This is a genomic window from Rossellomorea aquimaris (assembly GCF_008180865.1).
GTDB classification, from domain to species: domain Bacteria; phylum Bacillota; class Bacilli; order Bacillales; family Bacillaceae_B; genus Rossellomorea; species Rossellomorea yichunensis.
In genome coordinates this window covers 603,735-619,227 of record NZ_VTEX01000001.1, presented here as the reverse complement: position 1 = coordinate 619,227, position 15,493 = coordinate 603,735, and the positions used below count along the sequence as shown (strand labels likewise).

Annotated in this window: 18 protein-coding genes; all 18 read right to left on the bottom strand. The window is 41.0% G+C overall.

The window, feature by feature from the left end:
- Position 1: 1 nt before the first annotated feature.
- Positions 2–1,072, bottom strand: coding sequence for a protein-glutamate methylesterase/protein-glutamine glutaminase (locus tag FZC88_RS03140; protein WP_148993621.1), 1,071 nt, complete (start codon positions 1,070–1,072; stop codon positions 2–4).
- A gap of 9 nt (positions 1,073–1,081) precedes the next feature.
- Positions 1,082–1,942 carry a MinD/ParA family protein gene (locus FZC88_RS03135; RefSeq protein WP_148993620.1) on the bottom strand — a complete coding sequence of 287 codons (861 nt, stop codon included), beginning with the start codon at positions 1,940–1,942 and terminating at the stop codon, positions 1,082–1,084.
- Positions 1,923–3,080, bottom strand: a complete 1,158-nt coding sequence (gene flhF, locus FZC88_RS03130) for a flagellar biosynthesis protein FlhF (RefSeq protein ID WP_148993619.1) — start codon at positions 3,078–3,080, stop codon at positions 1,923–1,925. The genes FZC88_RS03135 and flhF overlap by 20 nt, the downstream gene beginning before the upstream one ends.
- The gene (gene flhA, locus FZC88_RS03125) at positions 3,077–5,113 is read right to left on the bottom strand and encodes a flagellar biosynthesis protein FlhA (RefSeq protein ID WP_148968752.1); all 2,037 of its coding nucleotides are present in this window, start codon (positions 5,111–5,113) and stop codon (positions 3,077–3,079) included. The genes flhF and flhA overlap by 4 nt, the downstream gene beginning before the upstream one ends.
- Positions 5,114–5,131: 18 nt before the next feature.
- On the bottom strand, positions 5,132–6,214 hold the full coding sequence (gene flhB, locus FZC88_RS03120; protein WP_148993618.1) for a flagellar biosynthesis protein FlhB: 1,083 nt from the start codon (positions 6,212–6,214) through the stop codon (positions 5,132–5,134).
- 1 nt (position 6,215) lies between these two features.
- On the bottom strand, positions 6,216–6,992 hold the full coding sequence (fliR, locus tag FZC88_RS03115) for a flagellar biosynthetic protein FliR (protein ID WP_148993617.1): 777 nt from the start codon (positions 6,990–6,992) through the stop codon (positions 6,216–6,218).
- A gap of 4 nt (positions 6,993–6,996) precedes the next feature.
- Complete coding sequence (fliQ, locus tag FZC88_RS03110; protein ID WP_044337389.1) at positions 6,997–7,266, bottom strand: flagellar biosynthesis protein FliQ; 270 nt, start codon at positions 7,264–7,266, stop codon at positions 6,997–6,999.
- Between the two features lie 14 nt (positions 7,267–7,280).
- Positions 7,281–7,946 carry a flagellar type III secretion system pore protein FliP gene (gene fliP, locus FZC88_RS03105; RefSeq protein WP_148968749.1) on the bottom strand — a complete coding sequence of 222 codons (666 nt, stop codon included), beginning with the start codon at positions 7,944–7,946 and terminating at the stop codon, positions 7,281–7,283.
- Positions 7,939–8,571, bottom strand: a complete 633-nt coding sequence (locus FZC88_RS03100) for a flagellar biosynthetic protein FliO (protein WP_148993616.1) — start codon at positions 8,569–8,571, stop codon at positions 7,939–7,941. The genes fliP and FZC88_RS03100 overlap by 8 nt, the downstream gene beginning before the upstream one ends.
- Positions 8,572–8,595: 24 nt before the next feature.
- The gene (locus FZC88_RS03095) at positions 8,596–8,958 is read right to left on the bottom strand and encodes a response regulator (protein WP_098351769.1); all 363 of its coding nucleotides are present in this window, start codon (positions 8,956–8,958) and stop codon (positions 8,596–8,598) included.
- Positions 8,959–8,985: 27 nt separating this feature from the next.
- On the bottom strand, positions 8,986–10,158 hold the full coding sequence (fliY, locus tag FZC88_RS03090; protein WP_148993615.1) for a flagellar motor switch phosphatase FliY: 1,173 nt from the start codon (positions 10,156–10,158) through the stop codon (positions 8,986–8,988).
- A complete protein-coding gene (fliM, locus tag FZC88_RS03085) occupies positions 10,148–11,146 on the bottom strand; it encodes a flagellar motor switch protein FliM (RefSeq protein WP_148968746.1) in 999 nt (332 codons plus the stop codon). The genes fliY and fliM overlap by 11 nt, the downstream gene beginning before the upstream one ends.
- Before the next feature lie 32 nt (positions 11,147–11,178).
- Positions 11,179–11,604, bottom strand: coding sequence for a flagellar basal body-associated protein FliL (gene fliL / locus FZC88_RS03080; RefSeq protein ID WP_148993614.1), 426 nt, complete (start codon positions 11,602–11,604; stop codon positions 11,179–11,181).
- Entirely contained in the window at positions 11,601–11,816 is a 216-nt protein-coding gene (locus FZC88_RS03075) for a flagellar FlbD family protein (RefSeq protein ID WP_148968827.1), read from the bottom strand. Before FZC88_RS03075 ends, fliL begins: the two co-directional genes overlap by 4 nt.
- An 83-nt stretch (positions 11,817–11,899) precedes the next feature.
- Positions 11,900–13,123: a flagellar hook protein FlgE gene (locus FZC88_RS03070; protein ID WP_148993613.1), complete on the bottom strand. Its 1,224-nt coding sequence runs from the start codon at positions 13,121–13,123 to the stop codon at positions 11,900–11,902.
- 70 nt (positions 13,124–13,193) lie between these two features.
- The gene (locus FZC88_RS03065; protein WP_148993612.1) at positions 13,194–13,580 is read right to left on the bottom strand and encodes a TIGR02530 family flagellar biosynthesis protein; all 387 of its coding nucleotides are present in this window, start codon (positions 13,578–13,580) and stop codon (positions 13,194–13,196) included.
- Positions 13,581–13,592: 12 nt separating this feature from the next.
- Positions 13,593–14,225, bottom strand: a complete 633-nt coding sequence (flgD, locus tag FZC88_RS03060) for a flagellar hook assembly protein FlgD (RefSeq protein WP_148993611.1) — start codon at positions 14,223–14,225, stop codon at positions 13,593–13,595.
- A gap of 8 nt (positions 14,226–14,233) precedes the next feature.
- Positions 14,234–15,481 carry a flagellar hook-length control protein FliK gene (locus FZC88_RS03055; RefSeq protein WP_148993610.1) on the bottom strand — a complete coding sequence of 416 codons (1,248 nt, stop codon included), beginning with the start codon at positions 15,479–15,481 and terminating at the stop codon, positions 14,234–14,236.
- Positions 15,482–15,493 lie beyond the last annotated feature (12 nt).

Below are 15,493 nucleotides of genomic sequence, written 5' to 3'. Positions count from 1 at the left end.
TCTACAACATGTACTTCATAATAGTTCGAGAAATATCCTCGATATGTTCCACGCTGTCCACTAAATTTGTAGCGATAGCCGATTTCGGCATTCCAAACACAATACAAGTCTCTTTTGATTCTGCAATGGCTCTCACTTCACCTGTTTCTTTAAGCCTGATCAATCCTTTAGTGCCATCGGAGCCCATCCCCGTCATAATGACAGCTATTTTGCCATAATTTCGAAGCAGGCTTGCGGATTCAAACAATACGTCCACGGAAGGTCTGTGACCATTTCGTGGTGCTTCTTTTGATAGTTCAAAAGCTAAATTTGTTCCTTCCTCGACCACCTTCGTTTGAAAACCACCCGGTGCTATATATGCTGTTCCTTTTTGGAGGATTTCTTCATGCTCCGCTTCCTTCACTTTAATGGCTGATTGACCATCTAGCCGATTGGCCAGTGAGTTGGTAAAACCGGGTGGCATGTGCTGCACCACGACCACTGGTGCATCCAGTTTAGGAGATAGTTCTGTCAGCACCTGCTGTAAAGCGCGTGGCCCTCCTGTTGATGTCCCAATAAGGATCAATTTCGGTGAATCCCGGGTCCATATATGTTCTGAAAGTAACGGTGGTACACCTCCATTTGCAGATTCACTTGTCCCTGTCCTTTTTCGAAATGCGCTTGTTATTTTCGTCATGTTCACCTTGCTTGCCGATATTACTTTTTCAACCATTTCATCTTGAACTTTATGAAGGTCCAATGAAATGGTTCCTGAAGGTTTCGCGATAAAATCAACTGCTCCAAGCTCCATGGCTTTGACAGTCTCTTCCGCCCCCTCTTTGGTTGTAGATGAGAGCATCACGACAGGTACCGGACATTCCACCATGATTCTCCTTAAGGCTTCTATTCCATTCATCTTTGGCATTTCCACGTCAAGGGTCACGACGTCGGGACGGAATTTTTTGATTTTTGAGATCGCGTCTTCTCCATTTCTAGCAATTCCTATCACTTCTAGCTGTTTGGAGGCTGTTAGAAAATCACCAATAAGTTTTCTCATAAATGCTGAATCATCAACAACTAGAACTTTTTTCATTCAGGAATTTTACCTCCCAAAAAATAAATTTTTCATACTCTTTAAAAAGCCTGCCTGTTTCGCAACTGGACGATAAGGTCCCCCGACAAGGTGATGCAACATCGTACGCAGATTTAAAGTCATGGCAGAAGCTGGGTATCCGACGACTAAGGGTGTTTGATGAATGACCGCCTTCCTTACTGTTGAATCTTCAGGTAAGACTCCAAGAGAAACAATCTCTTTATGGAGGAATTTCCTCACGGTTTCTTGTAATCTCGTGATCGTTTCAAGACCTTCCTTCTTGAATTCTGCCCGATTACATATCAGATAGAACTGTTTCTCTTGATCCCTCATATATATATATTTCATCATTGAGTAAGCATCTGTAATCGAGGTAGGTTCAGGTGTCGTGACAACAATGATTTCGTCCATCGCCAAGAGAAATTCCAACGTCTCTTTCGTAGCTCCCGCACCCATATCAAAAAGTATGTAATCATACTTTTGAACTGCATGCTCCATCACTTCAAAAAAACGTTCTATCTGCTTCTCTTTCCACTCCACTATATTTTTCAGGCCATTCCCCCCACTAATGTAGGAGATGCCATGAACATTTTCACATATAACCTTGCCGATATCTAGTTCTTTTTCCTCAATATAATCCATGATTGAGTAGGAATGATGACTTCCTAGTAAAATATGAATATTTCCCATGCCTATATCCAGGTCCACTAATAATACTTTCTTATTTTCTTTACCAAGCAAAACGGAAAGGTTCGTGGAGATATTCGATTTCCCAACCCCACCCTTTCCGCTTACTACTGCAATCGTTTTAGCGGGAGAAGAGTCGCCGATGAGCATTTTCCTCCTTAGGTTATATGCTTGATCTTTCATATCGAAATCCTTTCATTAGTAAATGACTTATTTCTTCAACATTTACCTCGGTAATATCCTCCGGTACATCCTGACCGATCGTTACATAAGATGTACCTATTTTCACCTCTGTCATCATATTGATCATAGAACCGTAACTGGATGTTTCATCTAGTTTCGTGAAAATAAACCGATCAATGCCAATTGAAGAAAACTGTGAAATGATTTCCTTCATATCCCTCTCCTTGCTCGTCAGGGAAAGAACCAGGAACGTCTCCATGCGGTGGTCGAAGTCAATAATTCCCCGCAAATCCTCTACATATTTCTTTTCCCTGAAATTCCTGCCTGCAGTATCAATGAATACATGGTCGTAGTCCTGGAATTTATCGATTGCTTTTTTAAAGTCTTCTATTTTATAGACTACTTCAACTGGAACATTCAACAGACCTGCATACGTCTTTAATTGCTCGATCGCTGCAATACGATATGTATCTGTCGTGATGAAAGCTATTTTCATCCGTTTCTCAATGACTGCTTCAGCCGCCATTTTCGCTAAAGTAGTTGTTTTCCCCACACCTGTTGGGCCTATGACGTTAATGTATTTCTTCTTGTAACTCATACCCCCAAGAGCGATTCCTTGCAGAAGACCATCCAGAAAATGTTGGACTTCCTGTTTAGCCCATTCATTTCGATTGTTCCCAGGAAGAAATCCACTCTTGATTCTCTCTTCAAGGTAGTCGCCCAATCGGAAGAGAGTTGTATCACTGATGTCATGATTTTTAAGGAATAGCAAGATTTCTTGAACATCTTCAGGGAATTTCTCGAATTGATTTTTTTTTTTAATAGTAGAGATCATTTGTTTTAGTTCTTTTAATTCTGACTCTACCAATTTATTAGGTACTTCGTATTTTTTTTCGGATGGAGAAGGAGGAGCGATTGGTGCATATGTCGCTTTCATTCTACTCATCTCTAACCTTTCACTCTCAACCTCTGGATCAATGGCAGCAATGACTTCAATCATTTTCTTTTTGAATAACCCTATGAAACCGCCCGTATATGCTACTTTAGAGTTTAGGATGACGGCATCATCCCCTAATTCAGATCTTACCTTTTTCATTGCCTCATTCATGGAAGGCGCTGCATATTTCTTTACTTTCATCCGACATTCACCACCCCTAAACTTTGAACTTCTACATTTGCTTCTAATTCGTTATATGAAATGATCGGTACTTGAGGAAAATACCTTTCTGTCAATTGTCTTACGTACATTCTCACAGCCGGGGAACACAGAATGATCGGTGACTCCTCCATAAGAGACAACTGCTCCATTTGTGATGCGACTGCCTCAAGGATTCCTTGAGAATCGTTTGGATCCATGGATAAATAATTTCCATGTTCCGTTTGTTGAATGGCGTCGGCAATCAATTTTTCAACCTTTCCCGACATAGTCACAACCTTTAAGGAAGCATCTCCTTGAACATATTGACTGGTGATTTGCCTTGCCAACGACTGCCTGACATATTCAGCTAAAAGATCTGTATCTGAACTCATTTTGGCATAATCAGCAAGTGTTTCAAAAATAATCGGCAAATTTCTGATAGACACATTTTCCTTTAACAACTTGGCTAATACTTTTTGTACTTCACCTACTGTTAAAGGATTCGGCGTCACTTCTTCCACTAATATCGGGTAGGAGTCCTGCAGGTGATCAATGAGCTGTTTCGTCTCCTGCCTGCCCAGTAGTTCATGGGCATTTGTTTTAATCATTTCGGTTATGTGGGTCGACACCACTGACGGCGGATCCACAACCGTATATCCGAATATTTCTGCCTGCTCTTTCATTTCTTCTGAAATCCATTTAGCCGGAAGACCGAATGATGGCTCGATTGTATCAATTCCCTCAATGGAATCATCCTCCACACCTGGACTCATGGCTAAATAATGATCAAGCAAAAGCTCTCCACGGGCCATCTCATTGCCTTTGATTTTCAAACGATATTCATTCGGTTGAAGTTGTATGTTATCCCGAATCCTTACTACAGGTATGACCAGCCCAAGCTCTATCGCTAATTGACGGCGTATCATTACAATCCGGTCAAGGAGATCTCCTCCCTGATTCGTATCGGCAAGGGGAATCAGACCATAGCCGAACTCAAATTCAATCGGATCAACATTCAGTAAGTTCACGACACTCTCCGGACTTTTCATTTCGTCCTGCTCTACTTCTTCTTCCATTTCCATCATGTCGGATTCAGTTTCCTTCGGTGACCTTGAAAGCATGTAGGCCCCTATCGCTAATAAGGCTGCCACTGGAATGGTTAAGATATCATTAATAGGAGTTGCTACACCCAGCATGAAGATCGTGAAGGCAGCTACATACAGCATTGCAGGATAAGCAAGTAGCTGATTCATGATATCTTGTCCCAGATTTCCTTCAGATGCGGCTCGTGTCACCACGATGCCCGTAGCGGTTGAGATCAACAGGGCAGGTATCTGACTGACGATTCCATCTCCGACTGTAAGTAAGGAATAACGGGTTGCCGCTTCGGCAATAGGCAGCCCTTGTTGTGTCATGCCGATAATAATACCGAAGATTAAATTGATCATGACAATGACTATTCCAGCTATGGCATCTCCCTTAACAAACTTGGAAGCCCCGTCCATGGCACCATAGAAATCTGCTTCCCGACCTACTTTTTCCCGACGATTTCTGGCATCATGCTCTGATATCATCCCTGCATTCAAATCCGCGTCTATACTCATCTGCTTACCAGGCATCGCGTCGAGTGTAAATCTCGCCGCGACCTCGGACACACGCTCAGATCCTTTTGTTATGACAATAAATTGAATCACGATGAGGATGATGAATACAACTAGGCCGACGAGGATATTTCCTCCTACAACGAATGTTCCAAAGGTTTCCACAACGTCCCCTGCTTCACCTTTACTAAGGATCGATCTCGTTGTGGAAACATTTAGACCTAATCGAAAAAGTGTTAACAATAATAATAGGGAAGGGAATATCGAAAATTGCAATGGTTCATTCATATTCATCGAGGTTAGGAGTACAAGGAGTGCAAGTGAAATATTTACGATGATCAATAAGCTTAATAACCAGGATGGGAACGGGATGATAAGCATGGCAACGATCAATATGACACTGGCTAGTACGGATAAATCTCTTGCTGACATTATTTCTCTCCTAACTGCTTACATTTGATTTTTTATTCGGTAAACATAAGCTAAAATTTCTGCAACTGCTTTGAAAAATTCTTCAGGTACTGCATCGCCTATTTCAGCCGAGTCGTAAAGGGACCGGGCTAAAGGACGATTTTCCACCATAACCACGTCGTTTTCATTCGCGATATATTTAATCTTCTGCGCTAGATAGTCAACGCCTTTCGCCACTACATAAGGAGCATCCATTTTATTCTCATCGTATTTAAGAGCAATGGCAAAGTGAGTAGGGTTTGTAATTACCACATCTGCTTCAGGAACTTCCTGCATCATGCGTCTCATGGCCATTTCACGCTGTCTTTGCTTAATTTTGGATTTAATCAGAGGATCACCCTCGATGTTTTTATGTTCATCTTTTAGATCCTGCTTTGACATTCGAATATTTTTTTCAAAATCATATTTCTGATAAAGAAAATCGAATAATGATAAGAATAGTAACGCCAGTGATGCAGCGATTCCCATTTGGACAGTTAAGCTCGCCATCGTCGCTAATGAATCCCCCACTGATTTAAACGATAAGCTTAACACTTGATCAATATTCATCCAGAGAATGACAAAGGTGATTGCCCCAACAAATGAAATTTTCAAAATGGATTTTAATAGTTCAACGATTGCTCTTAAAGAAAAAATGCGCTTGAACCCTTTAATCGGATCAATCTTTTCAAGCTTCGGCTCCAGTGGTTTCGTGGTGAACATGACTCCTACTTGAATATAATTCGAAAACAATCCGGCAAGTAAGGCCACTAACATAATCGGTCCGAGAAGTAACGCAAGCTCTTTCATAATATCCATGGTTATGACTTGAACTGTATTCTCTGTCAGTTCCATCAGCATATATTCCTGAAAGGTTTGATTGAAGAGATCGAACACAATATTTCCAATATATGAAGCACTGAATGTAAGGAATAAAAAAACGGCAAGGAGGATAATTGCTGTATTCACATCCTGGCTTTTGGCTGTTTGTCCTTTTTTCCGCGCGTCGTCCCTTTTTTTCGGAGTCGCTTTCTCCGTCTTTTCCCCACTGAAAAACTGCAGGTCTAATGATAACCACTTCAATTTATGTGCCTCCAATAATTTTCATTAAATCTCTCATGGTCACGAACATCATTTCAAAAAGCTGCTGCATGACAGCAAACATCACTCCCATTACAATAAACAACACGATAAATGCAACGGCAATCTTGATAGGAAACCCTACGACGAAGACGTTCAACTGCGGTACAGTACGAGCCACAATCCCCAAGGCCACATCTACAAGGAACAGCGTTGCGACAACAGGAATCGACATTTGAAAAGCAATGATGAACATTGAGTTAAAAGATGTCATGACATAGTCAATTAATCTCTCATCTCCAAAAGGTATCCATGGACTATCAATCGGGATCAGCTGATAACTATAAAAAATTCCATCCAGGAGCAGATGATGACCATCGAGAGCAAGCAATAAAAGAAGTGCAAATGTATATAGATACTGTCCCATCAAGGGGCTTTGAGCTCCTGTTTGGGGATCGATCACATTGGCAATGGCAAACCCCATTTGAAAATCTATAAACCCACCGGCTATCTGAATGGCCGTGACGATCATATAGGCAACAAAACCGATGAGAAGTCCGATCATGGCTTCTTTCATGATCAGCAAAAAATAGTGGCCGTTGATTTCAAATGACGTAGATTCAATCGTATAGTACATGACCCAGGAGAGTACCACCGAGAAAGCGATCCGATGTTGTGCGGGTATGTTACGGTATGAAAACAGCGGCATCGTGACAAAAAAAGCCGAAACCCTTACAAACACTAGTAAGTATACCGATAGAATGGGTACAAGCTCTTCCATTCTCTTACCCTACGAACCTTGTTAAATCTGAGAAGATTTGTGAGGTATACGTCACAAGCTTCGTTAACATCCAAGGTCCAAAGAAAACAATCCCGATCAAGACCGCCACGATTTTAGGAATAAACGCAAGTGTTTGTTCCTGTATTTGTGTTGTTGCTTGAAAAATACTGACGATCAATCCTACTACAAGGGCTAAAAGCAGTAATGGACCGGAAACGATGAGGGTTACATATATTCCACGCTCCGCTATCGCGATAACAGATTCAGCATTCATTGAAACTCACCTACTTAAAAACTTTGTAAAAGAGATTTTATTACTAAATACCAGCCATCCACTAACACAAACAGTAAAATCTTGAAAGGCAATGAAATCATAACAGGAGGGAGCATCATCATCCCCATGGACATCAGGACACTTGCTACCACCATGTCGATGACTAAGAAAGGAATAAAAATCATAAATCCTATTTGAAAAGCCGTCTTAATTTCACTTAACGCAAATGCCGGCACTAAGGATGTAAGGGGAATGTCTTCCACAGATTCGGGTCGATCAGCCCCGGAATATTGTAAAAACAACTCTAAATCCTTTTGTCTTGTGTGCTTACTCATAAATTCTTTAAACGGGACCGAAGCCTTGTCGTAAGCTTCTTCAAGATTAATCTCTTCGTTAAAAAGAGGTGTCAATGCTTCGTCGTTTACCTCTTGAAAAGTTGGAGCCATGATAAAAAACGTAAGAAATAAAGAGATTCCAATCAATACCTGATTCGGTGGCATTTGTTGTGTGGCAAGAGAAGTCCTGACAAAGGATAGGACAATCATGATCCGGGTAAAAGATGTCATTAAAATCAAGATACTGGGTGCCAGGGAAAGGACGGTAAATAGTAATAGCAGCTTTACACTTGTCGATACATTATCTGCAGAACTACTATTAAAAAACTCCATGAATTCATTCATCAGAATGATTCTCCTTATTCTTTAGATCCTTGAACATCTTCTTTCTTCCCTTTTTCATTTCCTCCAGCTGTGATTTCAACTGTGATTGAAATGAGCTTGAGTCAGATGATGGCGGAGGACTTTTTAGTTTTGATAACCAACTGGAAACGGTTGTTTTGGCATCAGGAAATTGAGCGTCCTGATAAAAGGATAGTATCTCTTCTTTCTCTTTCTCATCCTGAATCTCTTTCAATAGCTGAATATCTTCTCCTACACCGAGTACCAGTACTTGTTTGCCTACTTTAACAATTTGGACGGAACGATTTCCCCCCAGAGGCGTTCCACCTAAATGATTGATTAATTTAGTTTGTTGAAAGGACCTTCCTTTTTGATTGATAAATTTCAATAAAAAATATATGAGCGCAACTACAAAGATAAGAGCAACGATCATTTTAAGATAATCCGAAAAAGTAACCGAAGTAGCAGCGCCTGAGGTGTCAGCCTCATTATTTTGCTGTTCATTGCATTTCTCTGGATGTTCTATGCAGTCCTTGACATTATTCACTTCTGCAAATGCTGTTACATTTACAGCATTTGCAGTAATGATAAAAACAATAAGACTCACTAGAATTTGAATCTTCTTCAATACATGCACCTTCTTACTAATCTGTTAGCTTAGAGCTTTTTGAATGGCTTCGATCACACGATCGGCCTGGAAAGGTTTAACGATAAAATCCTTTGCACCCGCTTGTATGGCATCAATCACCATTGCTTGTTGACCCATTGCAGAGCACATAATGATTTTCGCACCGGCGTCGATTGCTTTGATTTCCTTTAAAGCTGCAATACCATCTTTTTCAGGCATCGTAATATCCATAGTGACAAGGTCAGGTTTCAGTTCCTTGTATTTATCTACAGCTTGACTTCCATCGGCTGCCTCTCCTACCACATCAAACCCGTTTTTTGTTAAAATATCTTTAATCATCATTCTCATAAAAGCCGCATCATCTACAATTAGAATTTTATTAGCCATTATCGTCATCCTCCATCATCGTCTCTGTTATTTAAGTTTTTTAATACGATCACTTTGACTTACAATGTCCGTAATTCTGACACCAAAGTTCTCATCTATCACTACTACTTCCCCTTTAGCCATCAATTGACTGTTTACAAGGATATCAACCGGTTCCCCCGCTAATTTATCAAGCTCTATTATGGAACCGGACGATAACTCGAGTATGTCCCTGACAGATCGGTTCGTCCTTCCAAGCTCTACCGTGACCTGCAAGGGAATGTCCAGTAACATATTCAAGTTTTTTGTTTCCTGTTGTCCCAATGTTGTCGGTTCAAAATTACTGAACGTAGCAGGTTGGACATTTACCGTTTCTCCATTCACCCCTTGTCCCCCCAGATGCTGAGGAGATGCGTGCTTTTGGGAAGTACGGACAGGTTCCTCATACGTACTGCTATAAACAGGCTCTGGTTGTGGAGCTGCGGAAGATTCCAGGCTCGGAGAAACCGCTGCTGCAACTTCTTCAGAAGCTCCACCATTCATTAATTCATCCACCAGGCTCTTGGCAAAACCTAAGGGCAAGAGCTGCATGATGCTAGAATCAATGAGATCGCCGATTTTCAATGTGAAAGATACTTTTACTAATAGATCTTGATCAGGGAGGTTTTCTTCTCCCTCTCCTTGAGGTATGTACATCAAATCGATGGAAGGTGGTGAAATATCCACTTTCTTACTAAATACCGTAGACATGGAGGTTGCAGCAGAACCCATCATTTGATTCATTGCCTCTTGAACGGCACTAAGCTGAATTTCACCCAAATCACCTGATGGGTTCCTTCCATCTCCTCCAAGCATCAAGTCAGCGATGATGGATGCATCAGATTGTTTGATAACCAGCAGGTTCACGCCTGAAAAACCCTCAGTATATTGAACTTGAATGGCGACATACGGATGAGGAAATTCCTCTTCTAAATAATTTTTATCAATAATCGTTACTTTAGGGGTCGTAATCTCAACCTTCTGATTGAGCAAAGTGGATAAAGCCGTTGCAGAACTCCCAAAGGAGATGTTCCCTATTTCACCTAAAGCATCCTCTTCCATAGAACTAATGTAATCATTACTATTTATCTCTTTGCGCTCTTCTGTTTCCTCTTCAGGCTCTGCAGACCCACGGAGCAACGCATCAATTTCATCTTGTGATAACATATCATCACTCATCATCGTCGTCTCCCCCCTTCAACGAATCTAAAATTTGTACGGCCAGTTTCTTATTTGACTTCCCTGGCTGAGCTGTAAATTTAGGAATTTCACCCACTCTGATCGTTAAAGGATCATCGATTCGGGTGTTCATCTCGATTACATCACCAATATCCAGCATAAGGAACTCTTCAATTGAAATATCAGAACGACCTAATTCAGCTACAATTGGCACTTGGGCTTTCTTGATTCTTCTTTCAAGATGTGCCGTTTCTTCCGGCTTACTCTCTTTACGTTTGCTTTCCATCCAATAGCTTCCTGATAATTTCGGAAGGATCGGCTCCAGTACAACGTGTGGAATGCAGATGTTAATCATTCCACTTGTTTCACCTATCGTTGTGTTTAATGAAATAACCACGACCGTTTCATTCGGTGACACCATCTGAAGAAATTGCGGGTTCACTTCGAATTCCGCAAAAAGCGGATCTACATCAGCCACAGTGCTCCAGGCTTCCCTTAAATTCTCAAACGCCTTTTCAAAGAGCTGACTCATAATTCTCGTCTCAATTTCGGTTAAACTCTCTACTTTGTTAACGCTGACTCCCCTTCCACCCATCACCCGATCCATCATCGAATAAGCAATATTCGGGTTGATTTCCATAAGGATCCTTCCATCCAGAGGAGGTAATTCATATACGTTCAAGATGGTCATTTTCGGAACGGAACGGATAAATTCTTCGTATGGGATTTGGTCAGCAGAAGCAACATTTATTTGAACATAAGTCCTTAATTGAGCAGAGAAATATGTAGTCAAGATCCGGGCGAAGTTCTCATGTATTCTCGTTAAACTCCGGATTTGATCTTTAGAAAACCGTAAAGCTCTCTTGAAATCATACACTTTCACTTTTTTCTCTTCTTCTTCTTTTTTGAAATCATCTGCGCTCATCTCTCCTGTATTGAGAGCTGACAAGAGAGCATCGATTTCACTTTGAGATAAAATCTCACTCGCCACCACTTCACCTCCAAACACTCGTAATAGCTTTCTTATTGAATCATCATAGAGGTGATATAGACTTTTTCTACCATTCCTTCTTGCATAAGGGAGTTTACCTTGTCTTTAACCTTCGTTTCGATCATTTCTTTCCCTTTTTTCCCTTGCAGTTCTTCAGCTTTCAATTCTGAAAGCTCTTCTATGATGATGTTATTCACTTGAAAATCTCTTTTTTCCAACTCACTTTTCGCTTTTTTACTATCCGTTTGAATCTTAAAGGAAATACGAATGAAATCATTACTCATTAAATTGGTTGTCATCTCAGGTATGTCCACCGAATTTTCTATCACTTCTTCAATGGAAGGCTCTTTCGTTTCTTCATCTCCTGAAAACTTCAGAATGACAACTAACGCGATCGCACCCACAAGTGTAATCGTAACCAACAGGATCATCATGATCGTCAGGGCTTTACTCTTCAACTGATACTCCCTCCCTCATGGGGCAGGCTGAGTAAATTTGCCTTTTTAAAGAAAGAAAGTGTAAGGGAGTCAACCTCGTCCACCGTTTCTTTCACAACATATCGTCTGCCATTTGTTAATAGAATCGTAGTGTCCGGAAACGCTTCTACTGTTTCTATGTATAAAGCATTCAACGTAAACGACTTTCCATTCAGTCTGGTTAAAGTGATCATTAATTTCAGGACCGACATTCATCCTCCGATTCAACATAATGTAAACCTTTAAGGTGTCAGTCCCTTCCTCCCTTTTTAACGAATTAACGTTTCAAGTTTACAAGCTCTTGTAAGATTTCATCTGACGTTGTGATGATACGTGTATTTGCCTGGAATCCACGCTGAGCCGTGATCATTTCAGTGAATTCTTCGGATAGGTCTACGTTGGACATTTCAAGTGCGCCGGACTGAAGTGCGCCTCTTCCCTCTCCAGCCAATCCCTGATTCGGAAGCCCTGAGTTATTTGAAGCCTGGAACAGATTATTGCCGGCTTTCGTCAAACCACCCGGATTGGAAAAAGTAGCTAATGCAAGTTGACTTAAAACTCTTACTTCTCCATTGGAAAATACTCCGTTCACTTCACCAGAAGAACCTATGTTGAAGCTTTCAAGGTACCCTTCTGAGTTTCCGTCAACAGTATCTACATTAGCGGAGGATGAGCTATCAAATTGAGTGATTTTGGAGAAATCCAAATCGATCGTTTGGGTAGGATTTGCACCAGTTTGATTATTTAATGTTATGGGGAAAGGCACTTGAGAGGTTAATTTACCTTCTTCGTCAAAATTCAAAACGGTATTTTGACCATTGCCGACTGTAACGTCATCGGTCAGACTTGATATTGTTACGTCCCATTCATTTTGACCTGTTTTCTCCATTACTAACTTAATACTAATATCTTTACCCAGTGAATCCTTCACCTTCGTTTCAAGCTCGACTACAGTACCATCGACGGCACTGGACTTTAAGTTCCCATTGTAAGTAGCCTCGCTGGTAGCCTGTGGTGCCATTGTGGTATTAGTATCAATTTTGATATCAGTCACACCACTCTGATTGACTACACCGTCACCGTTGACCGGATACCCCTGTACAAGGTTTCCTTGACCTGTTACAAGGTTTCCATTTGAATCTAAATAAAAGTTTCCAGCACGGGTGAACATTTCGTTATTTCCTTGTCTTACAACAAAAAATCCGTCACCCGAGATGGCTACATCCAAGGATCTGCCAGTTGTCTGCAGACTTCCTTGAGTTTGAATCGTATCAATGGACGACAGTGATGCTCCAAGTCCTACTTGCTTTGCATTTTGACCTCCACGGTTTTCAGTAGCTCTGCTCGCACCGGAAACGGTTTGGTTCATTAAATCCTGGAATGTGACACGCCCTTTTTTATAGCCGTACGTATTTACATTTGCAATATTATTTCCGATTACATCCAGTTTTGTTTGAAAGTTTTTCATTCCACTGATACCCGAATACATTGAACGTAGCATGAATTTTTTCCCCTTTCGTTTTAGCTGCTTCAATCAGTCCACAACTACAGGCCTCCTTAAAAGGTCCAGCCTATGAATCTATTAATATCGTTCCATTAATGTTGGTGAAAATCTGTGAATGTGCTTCGTCACGGTCTAAAGCTGTAATCACCGTTTTGTTTTTAGCACTTACGATTAACGCGGCGTCTTTCAGAATTACCAGTGAATCCCCGACACCCTTCGTTTTTGCTTCATTCATTTTCTCCCCTATTTTCTCCCATGTTTGTGGAGAAATAGAAATCCCCCGTTGCTCCATCCTTACCTTTGCATGTTTGCTAATCTGTATATGGGGTACATGTTGAATTGCCGAATCTAATTGGGCAGCAAATGATGATGCACTTGAAGGTTTACTAATTGCTTTCGTCTTATTAATTGGTGCAATAGGTTGTGGTAAACGATGAAAGAATGTCTTTTCCATACTACCCACTCCCTAAGATTCAATTTTAATTAATTTATCACTGGAGATTTTGTCACCAGCTTCAGTATGAAACCAAATGAGTGAATCTTTCTTTGAAACGGATTGAACGATTCCGCTCATCTCTCCATCTTCACTGTTCCATGTTACGTTCTTTCCTATTAATAAAGATGCATTAACGAGAGAAGCTTCCGGGGTGTCCGTCGTATTCACTTGTGAAATATTCCCGGGAGTCAGGATTGTTCCGTCCTCCATGATGAATTCAACAGAGTCACCTTTAAAGCGGACTCCTTTTACGAATCCCTGTCCTTCTTGTATTTCGGGTGCATCGCCTGCTTCTGATTCTATGATTTTATGCCATGTCACTTGTTTACCAACAAACTGATTATAAGAAATCAATTGTGATTGACTTTGGTTATCCACGAATTTTTCCATTGTTTTCGTCAGGTTCGTCATTTGCTCTAATGATGAAAAGGTAGCCATTTGTGCGATGAAGTCTTTGTCCTGCATCGGATTTAACGGATCTTGATTCTGTAATTGTGTCATCAGGATTTTCAGGAAGTCATCTTTCCCCAAAATATCCTTACCGCCTTCACGCTGTTTTGTTTGGACGGTGGAATATAGTAAACTCGGATCGATTTTCGTCATATTATCACCTATATTTCGGTATTTACGAGATAATCCTTAAAGGATTGAGTTCTTTCTTCTTCCTGGCTTCCTGCATGGTCGGGTTGATTCTGCTTTTGCTGTTGTGAGGACTGATGTTGAGACTGCCCTTTGGATTGTCGCTCAGCATCTGTTAACGCCTGTGAGATTTCAATCTTCTCTACTTGAAGGTTCTGTGATGTAAACGCATGCTTCAATCCTTGAAGTTGAGAATCCAGCATTTCTTTCGCAGTTGCCGTCGAAGCTAATATTTTCGCAGTCATCACTCCGTTTTGTTGTAGAAGTTCAATCCTCAATGAGCCCAGTTGCTCTGGATACAGCTTGATTAACAGTTTAGTCACGTTCGGCTGTGACAGCATTTGAGATTTATTTAGGATATTCTGAAATTCTTTCACAAATTGTTCATATTGAATGGAACGATTTCCTGATGAGAGACTTATGGAAACGGATTCTGTTTTCGGAAGAACAAAGTGTATGTGGCTTGCCTGAATCGGTTGAATGCTTTTCTTCTCCACAGTGACCCCTTCTGTTGAGGACTGCTTTTCCATTGTTTGCACAGGTGACTGACGTTGAAAAGCATCTTTTAATACCCGGGACCAATCCTTACCCTGATTAAACTCCCTCGCCAAGGTTGCATCTACACCCGATTGAACCATCTTCAACATGTCTTTTAGCTCGGTGGCTTTTGATGCTTCCACCACAAGTAAGTCACGGTTAGCTGCCAAAAATTCAATGACCTTTACAAGTTTGGTTACTTCTTCTATTGGTCCTTTTCCACTTATGCCCCGCACCTCATTTTTTAATGCGGATTGCAGCAGCTGCATCGTTCCCAACAGTATTTCATGAAGATCCTCTGCGCTATCACCTGATGAAGACGAGTATTGCTCAGTCCCAATAAGAGCAGATTGAAGCTCAGAAAAAAGTGTTTTGACGGTTTCTTTATCCACACCAACTATTTCAGCGATTTGGTCATAGTCAAATTCTTTTAATCGGGATATGTCTTCTAATTGTCCGCTTGTTAGTCCAATTTCATCAAGCTCTGTTGCACGTAAGATGCCTTGCAGGCTAACAAGAAGAGATAGTGTCTCAGGCTGTTTTACTTCTTCCCTTTCATCAACATGATTCGATACAAATCCTAATAGTTTCGAAAACCCATCCATTTCTTCCTTGGGAAGCGTTGATCCTTTTCTCATACCCATGGGAAAGTTGGGAGCTTTTGTACCTATTCCGATTTCCACTTTTTCACCTCC